This is a genomic window from Flavobacterium antarcticum DSM 19726, from assembly GCF_000419685.1.
GTDB classification, from domain to species: Bacteria; Bacteroidota; Bacteroidia; order Flavobacteriales; family Flavobacteriaceae; genus Flavobacterium; species Flavobacterium antarcticum.
The window spans coordinates 300,593-321,166 of the sequence record NZ_ATTM01000001.1; the positions used below are offsets into that span (position 1 = coordinate 300,593).

A 20,574-nucleotide genomic window follows, 5' to 3' on the forward strand; every position below is an offset into this window, starting at 1 on the left:
GTAACGATTTTTAGCGAAACGAGGTTCGGTACTTTGCACCCATTTTTAGTTCAATAATATTCGGCTTTCGCCAAAAAAAAATGTTTCAACAAAATTGGCTTTTGATGAAACATTTTGAATTATTATTTGCCACGAATTACCCTAATACCCACGGATAATGAACTCTATAATCTTCTTAATGAAACCTCGATTACTATTTTATTAGTGAAAATTGGCACAATTCGTGGCTAAAATTATTTAATGTAAAAGCGAATGTCTCGTCATTGCTTTCGGTTTTTCAATACCAATCAATTCTAAAACGGTTGGTGCAATATCACTCAAAACACCATTGCTAATGAATTTCAAGTCTTTATCTACCAAAATAATTGGAACAGGATTCGTGGTGTGAGCCGTATTTGGTGAACCATCAGGATTAATCATCGTTTCGCAATTTCCGTGGTCGGCGATTACGATTGTGGTGTAATTATGAGCCAATGCAGTCGTAATTACTTTTTCTACACATTTGTCAACCGCTTCACAAGCTTTAATCGCAGCTTCCATAACACCTGTATGACCAACCATATCTCCGTTTGCAAAATTCAAACACACGAAATCAACTTCTTCTTTTTCTAGTTCAGGAACTAAAGCATTCGTCAAATCATACGCACTCATTTCAGGTTGTAAATCGTAAGTTGCGACTTTTGGCGAAGGACGTAAAATCCGACTTTCGCCTACAAATTCAGCTTCACGACCTCCCGAAAAGAAAAACGTTACATGTGGATATTTCTCGGTTTCAGCAATACGAATTTGTTTTTTTCCGTGCTTTTCAAGGACTTCTCCTAAAGTTTCTGTAATATTATCTTTCTCATAAATCACATGCATTCCCTTGTAAGTGTCGTCGTAACTTGTCATCGTCACATAATACAAATCATTCAGTTTATGCATATTGAATTCGTGCATGTCGCATTGCGTTAATACTTCTGTCAATTGGCGGCCGCGGTCTGTTCTAAAATTAAAAAATAACACCACATCGCCTTCTTCGATTTTTGCAATTGGATTATTTGCATCATCCGTCATTACAATTGCATGAATAAACTCATCTGTAACATCGTTATCATAACTTTCTTGAATACTTTCCACAACATTTTTTGAATGTTTTCCTTTTCCGTTTACCAATAAATCGTAGGCAAGTTTAACGCGTTCCCAACGTCTATCGCGGTCCATTGCATAATAACGTCCAATTACAGAAGCTAATTTTGCTTTTTTCGTACTTAAAAAAGTTTCTAAATCGGCAATGAAACCAATTCCTGATTTTGGGTCCACATCACGACCGTCTGTAAAAGCGTGAACAAATACTTTTTCCAAACCAAAATCTTCCGCAGCTTCAAGCAAACCTTTTAAATGATTGATGTGCGAATGAACTCCGCCATCCGAAACTAATCCTAAAAAGTGAACTTTGCGACTGTTTTTCTTAGCAAATTCAAAAGCGTCCACTAATGTTTTTTCGTTTTTTAACGTGTGATTTTCAACAGCTAAATTTATTTTGGCCAAATCTTGGTAGATAATTCTTCCCGCACCTAAATTCATGTGGCCGACTTCAGAATTCCCCATTTGGCCTTCAGGCAAACCCACATTTAAACCGTCCGTTCGAAGTTGAGCAGAAGGATAATTTTTATATAAACTATCAATAAAAGGTGTTTGGGCATTGTCTATGGCTGAAACTTTAGGATCCGGAGATTTCCCCCAACCGTCTAAAATCATTAAAATTACTTTCTTATTCATGGTTGTTGTGTTTTAAACAAATGTAAAAAATCGATTGTTCGGTGTTTTGTTTTCGGTCACAATTATGACTAAATTTAACGAAGCTATTTTACTTTAAAATCTGCTTTTAATAGTATTGTAATCAATGAAATAACGAACGCTAACTGAAAAAATCGTATTCAAATTACTATCGATAAGGTTTCGGAAATTCGGCCCGATATTTCTGTCAATTAAATTAGTATAATTCATACCGTTATTGCGGTACAAAACTGAAATTTCACTTCCCGGTGCAAACCACCAAGAATACGACAAATCAAAATTAAGCGTGTTGTAATTAATATTGGAATCTTGAGAAAACACATTGTTTTCAACCAATGAGCCATCATTTTTCAAAGATAAATAATTTCTATTTTCAGAAATCGCCCAATAATAACGTGCGGCAAGATTCAATGTCATTTTCGGATTAATCGCATATTTAGCCGAAAGTTCGTTAGTTACGGTTTGAATATCGCGATTGGAAAAGTTAATTTCATCATTTGCATCTAAATCCGCAAATCCTTTATCGTTTTTTAACCGCGTCATGTCTAGCGAATAAGTCATCAGCAGTCGGTCGTTGAATCGGTACCTTGGTTCAATCGTAATTCCGTACATTTTTCGGTCTTTTTCGTTGAAAAATTTGCCGTAAGGCGTAATGTCAAGGGCAAATTTTCTGTTGTAATTCGTAGACAGGATAAAAGCCGTGTACACATTCTGCGGTATCGTAACGAATCGGTCTTCTACACGAGCTTCATAAAAATCATAGACTTTTATTGGGTTCAAATAAAGTTCAAACGCTAAATAATCGTTTTTTAGCGTATTTGCCTTCATGTCGATGTTAAATTGAGCTTGCTGCAACCGTCCCGAAGTGTTCTGAATTTCGAGATAATTGTTGTAATTGATTCGAAATGTGTTGAATAATTTCGTTGGATTTAAAATACGATAACCCAAATTCGCATAGCCTCCATGATAATCGGTTATAAAATTTATTCCCAAATCATTGGGGTCGTATTCTTTCGAAACATAATTTGCACCCGCATTGTAACGCCATTTTCCGCCTTTTTTTCCAATGCCAATTGTTGTATTAATTCCATTTTTATCATCGGCATTTCCAAAACGATTGATGTAACTGTACTTCAAGTCACCCGAAAGATTGTACCGATTATTTGAAGTATTCAAATCATAAACAAACGCAGAAACGTTCGCATCTCTAAAAGTTCCGTTTCGCGTAACATTCGTATTGACAAAGGAAACGGACGAGTTTTGATTGAATCTTTGGTCGATAACTAAAACATTATAATTCGTCAAAGGTTCCACTTCTACTTTTGAAGATTTTTGTGCAATCTTATCGAATACATTGGCATATGTTCGCTCTGTAATCGCATTTAAAACACCAATTCCCAAACCGCTTTTGGTTCTTCCTGAAACTTTTACAGCATTAATTAAGTTGACCGATGTTGGATTTTTAATTTCAATATTGGCATCTTCCGAAGTGGCGTAAGTAGACGGACTTCCACCAATTCTCCTTGAATAAAGCAATCCACCTTTATTAAATAAGTCGGTTCCTTCTGTGAAAAAAGGCCGGTTTTCATTGAATTGTTGTTCGAAAGGTCCGAGATTTAATTCGACGTTATCGTAAACGGTTTGACCAAAATCAGGAACCAAAATCGCATCTAAAGTAAAGGAATCGTTAATCCCGTATTTGATATCCATTCCTGCTTTAAAAGTGTGACTTGAAGTTGTAGCATTGTTTTCGTAATAATACGAAGAATACGGAATAAAAAACAGTCGAGTAGGGGTTTCAATATTTTCAATTCCTTCTAATTGTCCGGTTTGTGGTAATAAAGCACCCACTTCTAAATTTATGGGATTCCAAGAATATTTCTGACGGTCGCGCTTAATTTCCCGGTAAAAGTTAATTCCCCACGTTTGAATTTTCTCTTTTGAAAAACGCAAGGCTGCATACGGAATTCGCATTTCAACAATCCATCCTTCGTCTGTTATGGAAACATCGCTGGCCCAAATTCCATCCCAACTGTAATCTTCATTTCCTTCCGTGGCAATGCAATCCATCTGAACGCCTGCCGCACTTACAAGAAATCGGAAATCTTGTTGACCGTCGTTATAACCATTAATGAAAACACCAAAATGGTCGGCGGTTCCAAAATTATCTCTTTGTGTAATCTCTTTTAAAATCTTGTCGGGTTGGTTGTCTTTTAAAACCGCACTGATGTAAATCGCTTCGTTATCATAAAGCACACGAACAGTGGTTTCTTTTTCAGCTGAAATTGCGATGCCATTGTCGGGTTCAAACATTACAAAATTGGTCGCTGCAGATACAGTTTGCCATGCAGATTCATCTAATTTTCCGTCTATCGAAATTTTCTCATTTATGGAATGTGTTTGTAACGTTTTTTTTTGTGAATATCCTGAATAAGAAAGAATTATAAAGAAAATACTTATCGATAAATGGTGTTTTGGCATAATCATTGTATTATACCTACAAAGCTAATCATTTCACAATTATTTTTAGCGAATCACAATTAAATTTTACAATCATCGTTTAAAGTCTTGTAAAAGTTGTGATATTATAATACGGATTATGCTTCAAATGTTTAGAAAATAACATTTTTGTTAAAGTTTTTCATAAGACTATTTTTCTCGACAATTTTTATATTTTTGCCTCGTTCATTACTAATGTATAAAAAACACTATCAATGATTTATAAAATTTTTCCCTTCTTTTTCTTATTGTTCGCAAGTTTTAGTTCTAACCCCGAAGTTGCTTCGGATAACACAAAAGTTAACCTACAATCGACAAAAATTCTTGCAGCAAACGTTACCATTTCGGCGGAAGCCAAAGCCTTAAATTTATACAATTCATTAGATGCAAACGAACTTTCATTGCCAAAAGTGGAGAGTTTTACTAAAGCATTAAAAGGATTCTATGATTTGCAAGCGAAAGGTAAAATTCAAAAAAACATATTGACTTTAATTGATTTTAGTTTGTCATCAAATGCAAAACGTCTTTGGATTATTGATTTAAGCACAAAAACAGTTCTTTATAATTCTCTTGTAGCACACGGTAGAAATACGGGCAATGAGTTTGCAAATTCTTTTTCAAACGAAGGAGAATCGTACAAAAGCAGTCTAGGATTTTATGCTACTGGTGAAGTTTACCAAGGAAAACACGGCCTTTCATTACGTTTAGACGGTTTAGAGCGTGGAGTGAATGACAACGCTAGAGCTCGTGCGGTTGTAATGCATGGTGCTGATTATGTAGCAGATTCATTTATCAAAAACCACAGTCGTTTAGGTCGTAGTTTGGGTTGCCCAGCGATACCGATGAATATGACTAAAGAGATTATCAATACAATAAAAGACAAATCATGTTTATATATCTACCATCCTTCATTAGACAAAAAGGAAGATGTAAAACACTTGTCTTAATACTTTAAATGAAACGGTACATCAGATAATGAGTACCAACAGTTTCAATTTCAAATGCGGTTCCGTTAATGTGAAAATTTAGTTTTTCATAAAACGGAACCGCATTTTTTCTTGCATTAAACCAAATCAATTCCATTTGGTTTTCTTGTGCCAAATTGATAACGCCTTGCATTAGCTTCTCGCCAATTCCTTTTTTTTGAAATTCATCCAAAATCGCCATTCCGCGAACTTGTATTTGCTTATTTGTTTGCCAATTTGGATTCGCTTTTTCAAAAACGGAAACAATTCCAACGAGCTTTTCATCCTCGAAATATCCAAAATGCGTTGTTGTTGGTAAATTATCGCCTTCAAAACGGCAACTTTCCACCGGTTGATTAGGTCTTAAAACAGGATTTCTGACGCTAAAAGTAGTTTCTGCAGTAATTTTTTTGATGTTTGGCATATTTTTTTAAGCATATAACTTTTTAAAGGTAAATTAATTAGCAACTCGAAAACGCTATTTCTATAAATGTTTAAATTTTTTTTGAGAAAAAAGTTTGCAATAAAGTAATTTTATTACTTATATTTGCACCGTTGATAAGCGAAAGTAGCTCAGTTGGTAGAGCTCCAGCCTTCCAAGCTGGTTGTCGCGAGTTCGAGCCTCGTCTTTCGCTCCAAAAGTCTCAAAGTAATTTGAGACTTTTTTTTTGCTATAAACTCAACGTTCCGAGCGTACTTAAATCACTTCCTGATTCCACTTCTTCTGCCGATTGATTTTGTCTAAAAATTCGAGCATTTAAATTTCCTTTTAAAGTAATCGTGTTTCCTTTTACGTCAAGCCAACTTCCTTCTCGCAATCCTAAAACAGGAACGGTATTAAAAGCGTGGTATTCTTTAATTCGGGTTTCACGCGTTTCACCCATGTGTTTTGATTGGTGGTCCGGATCTAAATAATGTGGATTTAAATTAAAAGACAACATTCCCAAGGTGCGAAAACTTGGTGGATAAATAATCGGCATGTCGTTTGTCGTTTGCATCGTCAATCCAGTAATATTACTTCCAGCACTTGTTCCTAAATACGGCGTTCCTTTTTTAAGCGTTTCGGCTAAAACATCCATTACTTGAAACTTGTACAATTGTGCTACCAGTAAAAACGTATTTCCACCGCCAGTAAATATTCCATCTGCTTCTGAAACGGCTTTCTTATAATCTTCAAATTCGTGTATTCCTTTGACGTCAATATTGATTGTCGCGAACGTTTCTTTTACTTTAGCAGTATAGTCTTCATGTGAAATTCCGCCAGGTCGCGCAAAGGGAATAAATAAGAGACTACTGCAACTTGCAAAGTGAATTTTTAATTCCGGTAAGATATATTCTAGATAATTGCCACCGTGTAGTGTGGAAGTACTTGCTATAATTAAATTTTTCATATCAATAATTTGAGTTTAAAGGTAAAAATCTTCTGTAAATGTTTCAAATGGAATCATTAAAATTTTTAAATTAGTGGTGAATTCCACTTTTGACCTCGATATTTGAAATTGATTTATAATTTTTAACTAGCTTTACTATGTCAATAAAATAATAAATCATAATGGGCAAAGTTTCCACCTTAACAGCATTTGTAGCATTAGTTTCAATTGCTGTCGTATTTTTTTTAGTGGTGTTTTATTTAGCTGGTCGTTTTTTTAAAAGGAAATAGGCCAATAATTCAATGTTTGTAATAAACTGCGTTTGTTTTAATTAACAAATATTTACAATCGCATTAGGACTTAATTTGGAAGTCTTCCCAATACATTTACAATCTATTCAACAACTGTAAATTAAACTATTTGGGAACGAAAATTACTTTACCACTTTTAATCTTCTTTTTTACTACAATTGGAATTGCACAAAACAGAAAGCAAATTCAAGGTAGAATTAGTGTTCCCAATGCACGACCTTCCAATGTTTTGATTTTAAATTTGAATACGGAACAAGAAGTGAAAAGTGACGGCAACGGATTATTTACAATCCTTGCGCAACCTGAAGATGTGTTGATTTTTTCTAATGATCATTTGGATTACATGCGAAAACTCGTCGAAGTTTCTGATTTTCAGCAATCAAAAATCACGGTCGAAATGACTTCTAAGCTAACTGTTTTAAAAGAAGTAGAAATTAAAACCTATAACGCTGTCAATTTAGGAATTCTGCAGAAACCAGCCAAAAGCTACACCACAATGGAACGTCGTTTAAAGACAGCTGGCGATTTTAAACCCATCCATTTATTAGGATTGTTAGGTGGTTCCATTGAGGTAGATCCAATACTCAATGCAATCAATGGCAAGACGAAACGCTTGAAGAAAGAAATTATCTTAGAGAAAAACCGCAAGCGATTAGAGGAATTTCAGGATTTTTTTCCAAAAGAGGAACTGATTTCACAAATCAAAATTGATCCCGATCAAGTAACTGAGTTCACGTATTTCATATTGGACGAAGAAGAATTCAAAACCATTTTAGAGAATCGAGAGAAAAGTAAAATGACGTTTTATTTGATTCAGAAACACAGTCAATTTAAAAGTAAGCAAAATGAAAACGACTAGTATTTTATTCTTTCTCTTCATTAATACATTTGTATTTGCACAGAAAAGTGTCAAGATAAAAGGGACAATTCGGGTGGCTGATGCCAAAGCGAGTGGAGTTCACGTCATCAATTTAAATACCGAAGAAGAAGTTATTTCTGATGAAAATGGTGGGTTTTTAATCGAAGTTCATCCGGACGATTTATTATTATTTAGTGCGGATCATTTGGATTATATGCGTAAAATTATAGAGGAAGATGAGTTTGCTTCTGGCAAAATTTCCGTTGAAATGACTTCAAAAAGTACGGTATTAGAAGAAGTTGAAATTGTAAACTACAGCAGAATTAATGCAGTAGATTTGGGTATTTTATCAAAACCTGCTAAAAAATATACAGTTGCACAACGTCGGATGTACGCGTCATCAAGCTCGCCAGTTGACGGCTTACTAAATTTAATTTCCGGACGAAAGGCGGTATTAGAAGATGGAATCGCAATTGAAAAAAGAGAGTTTGCATTAACCGCTTTGGATGGACGTTATCCAGAAAAATTTTACACAGAAACACTTAAAATTCCAGTCGAAGAAATTGGAGGATTCCATTATTTTGCCGTGGAAGATTTTAAATTAAAAGAAGCGTTAAAGGGAACTAATTCTTTTCTTGTCACATTTATAATGATTAAATTGGCTTCAGACTATAAAGCAATTCGGGATGCGAAGTAAATTATTTTTGATCATTCTTCTGTGTTCTTCAGCAGCTGTTTTTGCACAGAAAGAGAAACTTATTCAGGGTAAAATTAGTGTTAAAGACTCAAAACTAGAAGGAATTCGCGTCATTAATTTGGTCAACGAAAAAGAAGCGATTACGGATGAAGCAGGTAATTTTTCAATTTTAGCAAAGCCCGATGATTTACTCGTTTTTTCTGCAGAATTTTTAGATTACATGCGAATGATTGTGGAAGAATCGGACTACAATAAAGGCAGTATTGAAATTAAGATGACTTCTAAAGTCTTGCAACTTGATGAAGTTCAAATTTATGAAAATGCGAGGATCAATGCTGTTGCTTTAGGAATTTTATCAAGTCCGGCGAAAGTATATACACCGGCAGAACGACGACTTCGAACAGCAACTGAACTCGATGCGTCTTTAAATGTTGGAACCATGGCTGGCGGTTCGATAGGTTTAGATCCATTAATGAATTGGATTTCGGGTCGAACTGCAATGTTGAAAAGAGCATTGAAAGCGGAAGAAAAAGAAATCCTTCTTGAAAAATTAGAATTTAATTATACCGACGCCTTTTTTACAGAAAAATTAGGGATTGAAACCTTATATTTGGGTACTTTTAAAAATTATGCCATTTATGATGCTGTTTTAATCGAAGCTATTACTAGTAAAAACAAACCGCGAATGGAATTTAATTTATACCGAATTGCAACTGAATTTAAAAAACGAAATGATTATGAAAAGTAAATTACTATTTGTCTTACTATTAATTACAAGCGGATTGGTGGCTCAGAAACTGCCCAGAGAAGTCCTCAATGGTCAAGTGCTTTCAGAATCAATGTCGGTTGAGGATATTTTAATTACCAATAAAACGGCAAAAACAGCGACCGTTTCTAAAAAGGATGGAACTTTTCAAATTTTAGTTCGCGTAAAGGATACTTTGATCTTTTCCGGCTTTAATTTCCCACATCAAATACTTGTTTTAAACGATGCTGATTTGAAATTTAATGTTTTAAAAATTAAATTAGAAAGTCAAGCGAGTCCATTGGACGAAGTAGTTATTAATCCAAATGCATTAAGTGGCGATTTGAATAAAGACAATAAGAATATTAAAGTGGCCACCTTAAAAGCGAAAATAGATAATCAAACTGCAATTGCAACATTATACGAAGATGATTTACAATCTACGCCGGAAAATAAGCTAATGCCTGGATATTTAGACAGCAGGTACATGATGGATTTCAATAAAATTGGTCGGAAATTAGTTCGCGCTTTCAAACGAAATGAAGCTCAGAAAAATAAAAACAGAGATGTTACCCGATTTTCTGTCGTAGTTGAAAATAGATTTTCAGATGATTTTTTTAGAAATACGTTGAATATGGATCCGGCAGAAACGAATGCTTTTTTAATTTTTTGCGAAAGCGATCCTAATTCAAAGAAAATCCTTTCGATCGCAAATGATTTCGAGCTTATCGAATTTTTGAAAGTAAAGAAGCAAGAATACTTGGCTTCAAAGAAATAGAACTTTTATAAATGATGAATAAAAAAACAACTCTTTTTTTTGCGACCGTTTTCATTGTGCTGTTAAGTTCTTTTGGCGCACATAAATTTTACGTTTCCATTTATCAAATTGATTTTGTTCCCGAGAAAAAAAGAGTGGAAATCACTGCTCGAATATTCATGGACGATTTGAATGCAGCATTGGAACAGGAGTTCAAAATTAAAACTACGTTAGGCGAGAAGTCGGAAACGATTCAAGACGTCGCAGTTTTGAAAAAATATTTGGCAAAACATATTCGGGTTTCTATCGACGGAAAAGAGAAACAGGTCGTTTTCTTAAGTAAAGAAATTGATAATAACGTGGTGATTGTCTATTTGAAAATTACGGATATTAAAAAAATCAATTCTTTTAAAATTCAAAATAACGCTTTGCTAGACCTTTATTCGGACCAGCAAAACATCATTCAAACCAATTTTTACAACAATAAGAACAACTATATTTTCACAGGAGATTATTATGTAGAAAACATAACGATTTCAAGAAATTAAAAATATTTTCCTACTTTTAAGGTCTCAAAAAAAAATCCGCTTTATGAATTTATATCGCTTTCTTGCCATTTGCACTTTCTTTTCATCGGTTTCTCTAGTTGCTCAAACGGCTCCTGAAAAACAAAAAGGACAGGTAGATACTAATAAATTTCGTCAAATGTATGATTTGATGGCGACGCCAAACATGTATCGAACCGCTTCCGGAGCGCCAGGTCCCGAATATTATCAGCAGAAAGCAGATTATAAAATGGACGTCGTGCTAGATGACGTAAACGCAAAATTATCAGGCGTAGAAACGATTACTTATCATAATAATGCGAAAGAGTCTCTCGATTATTTGTGGTTGCAATTGGACCAAAACAGAAGAAATAAAAATTCAGTGACCAAGAAAAATGGAAGTTCATACATGGATGAAGCCATAAGCACGAAAGGTTTTTCAAAAAAATATTTGGAGCAAGCAGCAGATCGCGGTTTTAATATTATGTCGGTTGTAGATGAAAACGGCAAACCACTTTCGTATACGATTAACGAAACGATGATGCGAATTAATTTGGCCGAACCTTTGAAAGGAAATTCAAAAATGGTTTTCACAATAAAATGGTGGTACAACATTAATAATTACAGAGTAGAAGGCGGTCGTTCAGGTTACGAACATTTTGAAAAAGACGGAAATAACTTGTACGTTTTGGCACAATTTTTTCCAAGAATGGCAGTGTATAATGATGTGGAAGGATGGCAAAACATGCAGTTTTGGGGTGGTGGAGAATTTGCTTTAGCTTTTGGCGATTACGAAGTGAATATTACCGTTCCCGCAGATCATATTATGAATGCGACGGGAGTGTTGCAAAATAGAGAACAAGTTTTTACTGCTGCACAATTAAAACGTTTGGCTCTTGCTGAAAAAAGTTACGAAAATCCGGTAGTTATTGTTACGCAAGATGAAGCCGAAAAAGCCGAAAAAAGTAAATCCAATCAAACGAAAACGTGGCGTTGGAAAGCTGAAAATGTGCGTGATTTTGGAATTTCAACTTCTCGAAAATTCATTTACGATGCCATGGCTGTGAAAATGGGTGACCGAACCGTAATGGCAGAATCACTTTATCCGAAAGAAGGAAATCCATTGTGGGAACAGTATTCAACTCGTGTCGTGGCACATACTTTGAAAAGTTATTCGAGCTATACGTTTGATTATCCGTATCCAAAAGCAGTTTCCGTAAATGCGGAAGACCAAGGAATGGAATACCCAATGATTTGTTGGAATTTTGGTCGTCCAGACGAAAAAGGCATTACTTCGGATCAAACGAAATACGGGATGATTGGCGTGATTATTCACGAAGTAGGACACAATTATTTCCCAATGATTGTCAATTCGGATGAAAGACAATGGACTTGGATGGATGAAGGATTGAATACGTTCTTACAATATTTAGCCGAAACTACATTTCAGAAAGATTTCCCAAGTCGTCGTGGACCAGCACGATTAATTGTTCCTTATATGAAAGGCGATCAACGTGGTTTGGAACCGATCATGACCAACTCAGAAAGTATCCGACAGTTTGGAAATAACGCTTACGGAAAACCGGCAACGGCTTTAAATATTTTGCGTGAAACGGTTATGGGACACGAATTATTCGATTATGCATTTAAAACGTATGCAAATCGTTGGAAATTCAAACATCCTACTCCTGAAGATTTTTTCAGAACGATGGAAGATGCGTCTGCTGTTGATTTAGATTGGTTTTGGAGAGGATGGTTTTACACCACGGATTATAACGATATTGGTATTAAAGACGTGCGTTTATTTACGGTTACAGACGAACTGCCAAAAGGTTTGAACGTGCCACAATCTTCGCGAAGAAACCGTTATAACTTGACAGGACCAATGGTTTATGCCGTTGAAATGCAATCGTCCGACAAACCAAAATCTGTAGATGTAAAAGAAATTAAGACGCTTAAAGAATATTTAAATTCCAATTTCACTAAGAAAGAAATTGCAGCTTTAAATTCGCCAAATTATTTCTACGAAGTGACTTTTGATAAACCAGGTGGATTAGTAATGCCGTTGATTGTCGACTTGATTTTAGAAGACGGTTCAGTTGAAAAGCATCGTTTTCCAGCTCAAATTTGGCATTTAAGTGACGAAAAGGTGACGCGAACTTTTGCCACTGAAAAAAGAATTTCAAAAATTATTGTAGATGCCGAATTAGAAACAGCCGATATTGATATTTCAAATAATACATGGCCAAAAGAAGAAGTGAAGTCAAAATTTGACTAGTAAAAAAAGTGTTAATACGTCCCTTATTCGGAAAGTTCCTTTGTAACTTTGCACCGTAAATAAAAGAAATTATGTTTGGAATTGGAGGTTCAGAAATATTTGTCATTATACTGATTGCGATCATGCTTTTTGGTGCGGATAAAGTACCAGAAATTGCACGAACCATGGCGAAAGGAATGGCACAATTAAAACACGCAACCGACGATATTAAAAACGAAATTCAGCGAAGTGCCGAAGAAAACGGATTAGATAGAAAAAGTTTAACGAGCGGTTTTGACGCTGAATTCGGAAGTTTAAAAGAACATGTGGACGGAATCAAAGACGATGTAGTTTTAAATAACTCCTTAGATGTAAAAAGCATTAAAGCTGATATCGACTCTGAAATTTCGAAAGCGAAAGTGAATTTAGACGATTTAACCGGACCAATTAAAAGACAACGCTAGATTATGTTAGAGTATTTAATGAATTTAGACCGAGACGTTTTTATTTATTTGAATAGTTTTGGAAGCGAACCTTGGGATGGATTTTGGCTATGGATAACCAAACAAATCAATTGGATTCCGGTATTTTTGATTTTCTTTTATTTAATTTTTAAGCATTTCGGTTGGAAGCATGCCATCTTAATCATACTGATGATTTCCTTGCTTATTTTAATCACCGATCAAACAACTAATCACTTATTCAAATACCGTTTTGTGCGACTTCGTCCGGGAAGTGATCCTGCTTTAGATGGACTTATTAGGGCAGTTCATACCAGTAAAACGTTTAGTTTTATTTCAGGTCATGCGTCAAATTCTATGGCGGCTTGTTTTTTCTTATATACGATTTTGAAATCGCGTGTGAAGTACATTCAAATCATGTTCCTTTGGCCGTTGGTGTTCGCTTACAGTCGAATCTACTTGGGGCTGCATTATCCAGGCGATATTTTAGTAGGTTACATTTGGGGAATTTTGATGGCGCTTTTGGTATTGACCTTGTATAAGTTTCTGCGGGATAAGTATTTTCCGAGTCGCGAACCACTCGAAGTGGTTGGTCATGTCGAGTTATAAAACCCGACTCACCGTCAATCCATCTCTTATCGGCAATAAAACCGTTTCCACTCTTGGGTCTTGATTGATTTTTCTGTTGTATTCTAATAAGATATTTGTACTTAAATCTCTTGGGTCAGGTGTTTCCAAAACTTTTCCGCTCCACAAAACGTTATCGGATAAAATAATTCCACCCATGTTCATCATTGGAACAATTAGGTCAAAATAATTGAGATAATTCTCCTTATCGGCATCGATAAATACCAAATCGTATTTTTTATTTAACGTAGGAATAATCTCAATTGCATCACCAATATGTTGCTGTATTTGATTTTTCCAAGGAGACAAATCAAAGTATTTCTTTTGAATGGATTCCAATTCCTCATTAATGTCAATCGTGTCCAAGCTGCCGTTTTGCTGCATTCCTTCGCACAGACACAAGGCGGCATAACCTGTATAAGTTCCAATTTCTAAAATATGCATCGGCCGAATTAATTTCGAAAGCATGCTCAACACTCTTCCTTGAAAATGCCCACTCAACATTCGAGGTTGCAGGATTTTCTGATGCGTTTCCCGATTCAAAGCCGCTAAAAGTTCAGGTTCTTTTTGCGAATGATTTTCTATGTAACTTTCTAATTCTTCGGAGATAAAGTGCATTTTTTTACTTTTTGACAAAGTTATCAAAATATCAAAACACTAAATCAACAAATAGTCATTAAATTTGCACCATGCAAGAGGATAAAAAAGACATAAGAGCGTTAAGCAAAGAACAATTACGAACTTTTTTCGTTGAAAATGGAGATAAAGCCTTTCGTGGCAATCAAGTTTATGAATGGCTTTGGAGTAAAAGTGCACACCATTTTACGGATATGACGAATCTTGCAAAGAGTACACGTGAAATGCTCGAAAACAACTTTGTCATCAACCACATTAATGTCGACACGATCCAAAGAAGTGAAGATGGAACGGTAAAAAATGCCGTTCGTTTGCACGATGGTTTAGTGGTGGAGTCCGTTTTAATTCCAACAGATACACGAACAACTGCTTGCGTTTCTAGTCAAGTGGGTTGTAGTTTAGACTGTAGTTTTTGCGCAACTGCCCGATTAAAACGTATGCGAAATTTAGGTGCCGATGAAATTTACGACCAAGTAGTTGCCATCGACCGAGAAAGTCGCTTATACCACAACCATCCTTTGTCCAACATCGTTTTCATGGGAATGGGCGAGCCGTTGATGAATTACAATAATGTGTTGAAAGCCATCGAAATGATTACTTCGGAAGAAGGTTTAGGCATGTCGCCCAAACGAATTATGGTTTCCACTTCCGGCGTTCCAAAAATGATTAAAAAACTCGCCGATGATGAGGTAAAATTTAAACTTGCCGTTTCACTGCATTCTGCAATTGACGAAATTCGTTCGCGAATTATGCCGTTCAGCAAAGCATTTCCATTAGCAGAATTACGTGAATCTTTAGAATATTGGTACCGAAAAACCAAAAGCAAAATTTCCTACGAATATGTAGTTTGGAAAGGAATCAACGATAACAAGGAGTCCATTGACGCCTTGGTTAAATTTTGTAAATACGTGCCGTGTAAAGTCAACTTAATTGAATACAATCCCATTGACGACGGCGAATTCCAGCAAGCTTCTGAAGAATCGATAAACGCTTACATCAAAGCGCTTGAAGCTTCAGGAATCGTTGTAAAAGTCCGTAGAAGTCGCGGAAAAGACATCGATGCTGCTTGTGGACAATTGGCAAATAAAGAAGCGTAAAAATTTAAAATAATAGATGTACGAACTCCCGAAAGAGTTTTAAACTCTGTCGGAGTTTTTAAATTAATCTCCACAGAATTCCGTAAATTTGCCTTCAATGAAAATCACCGAGCAAATAAAACAGCCCATCTTATCTGAAATGGAACTTTTTGAAACAAAGTTTTATGATTCGATGACTTCTAAAGTGGCGTTGCTCAACCGAATTACCTATTTCATTGTCAACCGAAAAGGGAAACAAATGCGACCGATGTTTGTTTTTCTAACTGCCAAAATGATTTCCGGCGGAACCGTAAACGAACGAACCTATCGTGGAGCTTCTGTTATTGAATTGATTCACACCGCGACTTTAGTACACGATGATGTCGTAGACGATAGTAACAGACGTCGTGGATTTTTCTCGATTAATGCTCTTTGGAAAAATAAAATTGCCGTACTAGTGGGCGATTATTTACTTTCAAAAGGTTTACTACTTTCCATTGACAATGGCGATTTCGATTTACTAAAAATCATTTCCGTTGCCGTTCGAGAAATGAGTGAAGGCGAATTACTTCAAATAGAAAAAGCCCGCCGACTCGACATTACCGAAGACGTTTACTACGACATTATCCGACAAAAAACGGCCACGCTTATTGCCGCATGTTGTGCTCTTGGTGCAAAATCCGTAAGCGAAGATGCCGAACAAGTTGAGAAAATGAGAAAATTCGGCGAACTCATCGGAATGGCGTTTCAAATAAAAGACGATTTATTTGATTATACCGATGAAGCCATTGGTAAACCAACAGGTATTGACATCAAGGAACAAAAAATGACGTTGCCGTTAATTCATGTCTTAAATCATTGTACTTCCCAAGAAAAAAAGTGGTTAATAAACTCCGTAAAAAACCACAATAAAGACAGAAAACGCGTTAAAGAAGTCATCGCTTTTGTCAAAAGTAACAATGGACTTCTTTATGCCGAAGAAAAAATGGTCGAATTTCAAGAAGAAGCGTTACATTTATTAGACACCTTTCCTCCATCAGAATATAAAGACGCATTAACCTTGATGGTAAATTACGTGATTGAACGGAAGAAATAACTAATCGTTTGCCACAGATTTAAAAGATTAAAATGATTTTCAACTATATCTAAAAAAATCTGTGCTAATCCTTTTAATCAGTGGCGAAAAAAATCTTATTTAAATTTTTTCATACTTCCATGCAACCATTTTCTACCTAATCTCGTCTATGCTAATAGAAATCAGATTTACTAATTGAGTTTCGGATAATCCTATATCTTAATTCGTAAATCTTAAATCAAAAAATGAAAGTTATCAATCTACATCAAGAAGAACAAAATCTAATCCTGTTAGCAACCGAAAACAATCGGCATGCTCAACAGCAGATTTATTCAAAGTTCGCTTCAAAGATGTTGAGTGTCTGCCGCCAATATATTAAAGACATTCATCAAGCAGAAGATGTCATGATTACCGCTTTCATGAAAGTGTTTGTCAATCTGAAGAATTTTGAAAGCAAAGGAAGTTTTGAAGGATGGATTCGGCGGATAATGGTTAATGAAAGTATTTCCTTTATTCGCGCTCAAAAGAAAGTTAGTTTTCTAGAAGACGAATATTACAAGGAAGAAGGATTTAACAATATAGAAAGCAATCTTTCGGTGGATGATATTCAGAATTTGATTGACCGATTGCCGGAAGGCTACAAAATGATTTTCAATCTTTATGCCATCGAAGGATATAAGCACAAAGAAATTGCCGAAATGTTAGGGATTAATGAAGGAACGTCTAAATCACAATTGTCGCATGCGCGAAAAATGCTGCAAGAGTTGGTTAACAAAATGAAGAATTATGACAATGGAACCGAATAATATGGAAAATCAGTTCAGAGATAAACTCAACAAAAGAGAAATCAAGCCTTCCGAGAATTCGTGGGACCGACTTGACGCAATGTTAACCGTTGCCGAGAAACCAAAACGCAATTTCCGATGGATGTATTTCGCAGCCAGTTTTTTGGGATTTATTTTGATTGCAACCGTGTTTTTCAATCAAACCGAAGAGGTAGTAGATTCAGAACATAATAAAATAGTTATTGAGGAAAATCAAGTGCAGGAAAAAATAAATGAATTGGATAAAGTGCTTGAAATTCTGGTGATAGATGAAATTCCAGAAGTGGTTGTAGCATCGCAAAATGTAATAATGAAACAAAAAGCTACTTCTAAAACAAAATCAAATAACATTCTTGATAAAATAGAAGTTGTAAAAACAGAAAAAAAACAACCATTTGAAACAGCAATAGTTTCAAATGATAAAAATAATGCATCATCAATCATCAGTCAAAAAACGAAAGTTAAAGTAGATGCTAATGCTTTATTAGCTTCTGTGGATAATGATCAACCTTCAAAAGCTATTGCCCAAAATGCAGCTCCAGTGAAAGTAAATTCTAATGACTTACTTTCGCAAGTTGACGGAGAATTAGAGCTTTCGTTCCGCGAAAGAGTCCTGAAATCGGTCAATAAAACCTACAGAGAAGTAAAAGTCGCTGTTGCCAAACGTAATCTAGAGTAACCAATCATTAATCAAATAAATAACCAATCATGAAAAATTTTACCATTTATCTAGTAGGAACCTTGTGCTTATTTTTTGCCAAAGTCCAAGCCCAAGAAACCTTTGAAATGCGGGTTCGAAAAATTGCAACCAACATCGAAAACGTAACTAAAGAAGAAAAAGCCGCTTTGAAAATTGAAATTGAAGCCGTTAATGTGCAACTTGAAAACGGAACTATTTCTAAAGCACAAGCCGATGAACAAAAGAAAAATCTAGCAGAAATTAGAGCTAAAAAAATTGAAACGCGTGTTGCTGATTACCAAAAAGAATTAAGCGAAGTGGTACAATTAAAAGTGGACGGAAACATCAAAGATACCGACACAATTAAAACAAGAACTGGATTCACTTTAATTTGGAATCCAAAGTACATGAAGAAAAATGACACGATCAATTACAGACGAGGCGAAGCTAGAACCACTTCACAATTTGTTTTCGCAGCCGGAATTAATAATTTGGTAACGGATGGCGAAGTGGCTAATTCGGATTACCGCTATTGGGGTTCGCATTTCTACGAATGGGGTGTAACTTGGAACACGCGAATTGCTAAAGACAACAATTTACTGCATTTTAAATACGGACTTTCGGTTATGTACAACAACCTTCGTCCTACAGAAAACCGACTTTTCGTAGACAATGGAATAACCACTGATTTAGAAGTAAATCCCGTTCACATGAAAGATTCCCGCTTCCGAAATGTCAATATTGTGGTGCCAATGCATATCGAATTTGATTTTTCGGGCAAGAAAGAGAAAGACGGTAAAACCTATTTTAACACACACGAAAGTTTCCGTTTGGGAATTGGAGGTTTCGCAGGTTTAAACTTTAAGTCCAAACAAATTATCAAGTACGATATCGACGGTTACGACTCTCGAAACGTAACTAAAGGAAGCTTTAATGTCAACGATTTTGTTTACGGATTAAGTACTTATATTGGTTACGAATCAACAAGTTTGTATCTAAAATACGATTTAAGTCCGTTGTTTAAAGACAATGCAATCAAACAAAACAACATTTCGTTAGGTGTCCGTTTTGATTTCAATTAAAAATTTGAGTTAGTTTAGTTATTTAAAAACGTTTCTTGAAAGAGAAGCGTTTTTTTGTTTTATAATCTGGAGCGAATCGATAGTGCTTTTTTGGCTTCCATGTTCCCGCTATCCGTTGCATCTCGTCCCTAAAAAAGGAGATTCCACTGCTATCGGGGCTACAAAATTTTCCATTTTTTCTTTTTGTTTCGCTTGGGTTTTAATAATTATTATTTCTTCTAGCAAGTTCAATCTCTTGTTACAAAATTCAAAACTTTATATTTTTTGTATATATTTACAAGTACTATAAATGACAATTTTCATAAAATCCTAATTGTTTTTGGCTGTAAAATTGTTGTAAAATCAAGTATGTAAATAAGTTAGAAGTTATACTATTAAAAAATATTTAAAAATTAATAAAATATGAAATACATAATTACACTTTTATTTTTGTTTTCAATTAGTTTGAATGCACAAAGTGTATTGAATTTTGATAAACGCAACGTACAATGTGAAGACAAATGGATTACTTACCAAATGGATAAAGATAGCACTTACACTTTTGGTTTTATATATGTTGATTCACAAGCAGGTTTGACCCTAAACTACGAGGGGAAATTCAAAATAGATAATGATGGTAATTTTATTCGTTTAGAAAGTACAACTGATAATGAAATTGGATTTATGAAAGTAAGACTGCAGCCAAATAGAACTGCGATTGCTGAAATTCCGGATTCAAAATTTAACGAATTAAAAATTGAGAAAACACCTGATTGGTTAGCATCTTACAAAACTGATGAAAATTCTGTGGAAAGATTATATCGTTGGGGTTATTTGTACAATGGATGGAGTGAATGTGAAAAAGCATTAACTTTTCTAGAAAAAGCTGATATAATAGATTCGAATTTTAAAGGACTACAAACGGAATTAGCGTTTTCTTATAACGCTTTAGGAAAATATAACAAAGCAGAAGCTTCATTAAAAAAAGCTATTAAAAACGATCCTTCCGATTGTTATACACTTAAAGAATTAGCTTATACTTACACAAAGCTTTTGAATTTAGAAAAAGTATCTGAGACATATAAATTATTGAAGGAAATTTGCAAAACGAATGAATTTATTCAAGAGACTGCATATAATTTAGCTTATGAATATTTTAAAATAAAAGATAAAGCAAAGTTTAAAGATTGGAAAACCGAAGCAGAAAAATGGTCTACATCTGAAAATCAGTACACAAAAAACTTAAATGCAATGGAAACTGAATTAAATAAATAAAAAATAAAACCACCGCTGTCGCACGAATCCCTTCGAGTTAATGTTTCATTAACTTACGTTATAAAAATCTTTTAAT

General features: G+C 34.9%; 20 protein-coding genes and 1 tRNA gene. 16 read left to right on the forward strand and 5 right to left on the reverse strand.

Translation table 11 applies throughout. From position 1 onward, the window contains the following. Positions 1 to 237 precede the first annotated feature (237 nt). Entirely contained in the window at positions 238 to 1,761 is a 1,524-nt protein-coding gene (gene gpmI / locus YWA_RS0101400; RefSeq protein ID WP_022826708.1) for a 2,3-bisphosphoglycerate-independent phosphoglycerate mutase, read from the reverse strand. 93 nt (positions 1,762 to 1,854) lie between these two features. Then, a complete protein-coding gene (locus YWA_RS0101405; RefSeq protein ID WP_022826709.1) occupies positions 1,855 to 4,260 on the reverse strand; it encodes a DUF5916 domain-containing protein in 2,406 nt (801 codons plus the stop codon). 233 nt (positions 4,261 to 4,493) lie between these two features. On the opposite strand from YWA_RS0101405, the gene YWA_RS14470 reads away from it, so the two are divergent. Continuing rightward, entirely contained in the window at positions 4,494 to 5,225 is a 732-nt protein-coding gene (locus tag YWA_RS14470; protein ID WP_022826710.1) for a murein L,D-transpeptidase catalytic domain family protein, read from the forward strand. Positions 5,226 to 5,229: 4 nt separating this feature from the next. Here YWA_RS14470 and YWA_RS0101415 read toward each other — a convergent pair whose 3' ends face one another. Next, entirely contained in the window at positions 5,230 to 5,667 is a 438-nt protein-coding gene (locus YWA_RS0101415) for a GNAT family N-acetyltransferase (RefSeq protein WP_022826711.1), read from the reverse strand. A gap of 138 nt (positions 5,668 to 5,805) precedes the next feature. Here YWA_RS0101415 and YWA_RS0101420 point away from each other — a divergent pair. Then, a tRNA-Gly gene (locus YWA_RS0101420) sits at positions 5,806 to 5,881 on the forward strand. A gap of 33 nt (positions 5,882 to 5,914) precedes the next feature. Here the strand turns inward: YWA_RS0101420 and pepE are convergent. Continuing rightward, positions 5,915 to 6,634, reverse strand: coding sequence for a dipeptidase PepE (gene pepE, locus YWA_RS0101425; protein ID WP_022826712.1), 720 nt, complete (start codon positions 6,632 to 6,634; stop codon positions 5,915 to 5,917). Between the two features lie 399 nt (positions 6,635 to 7,033). Here pepE and YWA_RS0101435 point away from each other — a divergent pair, with 399 nt between their 5' ends. The 8 genes from YWA_RS0101435 to YWA_RS14480 all read left to right on the forward strand — a co-directional run bounded on the left by YWA_RS0101435 (position 7,034) and on the right by YWA_RS14480 (position 13,854). Beyond that, positions 7,034 to 7,783 (forward strand): hypothetical protein, encoded by a 750-nt coding sequence (locus tag YWA_RS0101435; RefSeq protein ID WP_022826714.1) that lies wholly within the window; start codon positions 7,034 to 7,036, stop codon positions 7,781 to 7,783. Next, entirely contained in the window at positions 7,770 to 8,480 is a 711-nt protein-coding gene (locus tag YWA_RS0101440; protein WP_022826715.1) for a hypothetical protein, read from the forward strand. Before YWA_RS0101435 ends, YWA_RS0101440 begins: the two co-directional genes overlap by 14 nt. Continuing rightward, the gene (locus YWA_RS0101445) at positions 8,470 to 9,228 is read left to right on the forward strand and encodes a hypothetical protein (protein WP_022826716.1); all 759 of its coding nucleotides are present in this window, start codon (positions 8,470 to 8,472) and stop codon (positions 9,226 to 9,228) included. Before YWA_RS0101440 ends, YWA_RS0101445 begins: the two co-directional genes overlap by 11 nt. Continuing rightward, a complete protein-coding gene (locus YWA_RS0101450) occupies positions 9,218 to 10,003 on the forward strand; it encodes a hypothetical protein (protein WP_157505274.1) in 786 nt (261 codons plus the stop codon). Before YWA_RS0101445 ends, YWA_RS0101450 begins: the two co-directional genes overlap by 11 nt. Before the next feature lie 11 nt (positions 10,004 to 10,014). Then, positions 10,015 to 10,530, forward strand: coding sequence for a DUF6702 family protein (locus YWA_RS14475; protein WP_022826718.1), 516 nt, complete (start codon positions 10,015 to 10,017; stop codon positions 10,528 to 10,530). Positions 10,531 to 10,573: 43 nt separating this feature from the next. Next, the gene (locus YWA_RS0101460; protein ID WP_022826719.1) at positions 10,574 to 12,805 is read left to right on the forward strand and encodes a M1 family metallopeptidase; all 2,232 of its coding nucleotides are present in this window, start codon (positions 10,574 to 10,576) and stop codon (positions 12,803 to 12,805) included. A gap of 71 nt (positions 12,806 to 12,876) precedes the next feature. Continuing rightward, on the forward strand, positions 12,877 to 13,248 hold the full coding sequence (locus tag YWA_RS0101465; RefSeq protein ID WP_022826720.1) for a Sec-independent protein translocase subunit TatA/TatB: 372 nt from the start codon (positions 12,877 to 12,879) through the stop codon (positions 13,246 to 13,248). A 3-nt stretch (positions 13,249 to 13,251) separates the two neighbouring features. Then, complete coding sequence (locus YWA_RS14480; protein ID WP_022826721.1) at positions 13,252 to 13,854, forward strand: phosphatase PAP2 family protein; 603 nt, start codon at positions 13,252 to 13,254, stop codon at positions 13,852 to 13,854. On the opposite strand, the gene YWA_RS0101475 is transcribed toward YWA_RS14480, so the two are convergent. After that, a complete protein-coding gene (locus YWA_RS0101475) occupies positions 13,849 to 14,490 on the reverse strand; it encodes an O-methyltransferase (RefSeq protein ID WP_022826722.1) in 642 nt (213 codons plus the stop codon). The genes YWA_RS14480 and YWA_RS0101475 overlap by 6 nt on opposite strands. 71 nt (positions 14,491 to 14,561) lie before the next feature. Here YWA_RS0101475 and rlmN point away from each other — a divergent pair, with 71 nt between their 5' ends. The 6 genes from rlmN to YWA_RS0101510 all read left to right on the forward strand — a co-directional run bounded on the left by rlmN (position 14,562) and on the right by YWA_RS0101510 (position 20,498). Then, entirely contained in the window at positions 14,562 to 15,605 is a 1,044-nt protein-coding gene (gene rlmN / locus YWA_RS0101480) for a 23S rRNA (adenine(2503)-C(2))-methyltransferase RlmN (RefSeq protein ID WP_022826723.1), read from the forward strand. Between the two features lie 97 nt (positions 15,606 to 15,702). After that, complete coding sequence (locus YWA_RS0101485; protein WP_022826724.1) at positions 15,703 to 16,680, forward strand: polyprenyl synthetase family protein; 978 nt, start codon at positions 15,703 to 15,705, stop codon at positions 16,678 to 16,680. 224 nt (positions 16,681 to 16,904) lie between these two features. Further along, positions 16,905 to 17,465: an RNA polymerase sigma factor gene (locus YWA_RS0101490; protein WP_022826725.1), complete on the forward strand. Its 561-nt coding sequence runs from the start codon at positions 16,905 to 16,907 to the stop codon at positions 17,463 to 17,465. Continuing rightward, entirely contained in the window at positions 17,446 to 18,162 is a 717-nt protein-coding gene (locus YWA_RS0101495; protein ID WP_157505275.1) for a hypothetical protein, read from the forward strand. The genes YWA_RS0101490 and YWA_RS0101495 overlap by 20 nt, the downstream gene beginning before the upstream one ends. Positions 18,163 to 18,191: 29 nt before the next feature. Then, positions 18,192 to 19,244 carry a hypothetical protein gene (locus YWA_RS0101500; protein WP_022826727.1) on the forward strand — a complete coding sequence of 351 codons (1,053 nt, stop codon included), beginning with the start codon at positions 18,192 to 18,194 and terminating at the stop codon, positions 19,242 to 19,244. Between the two features lie 402 nt (positions 19,245 to 19,646). After that, positions 19,647 to 20,498 carry a tetratricopeptide repeat protein gene (locus tag YWA_RS0101510; RefSeq protein ID WP_022826729.1) on the forward strand — a complete coding sequence of 284 codons (852 nt, stop codon included), beginning with the start codon at positions 19,647 to 19,649 and terminating at the stop codon, positions 20,496 to 20,498. Positions 20,499 to 20,574 lie beyond the last annotated feature (76 nt).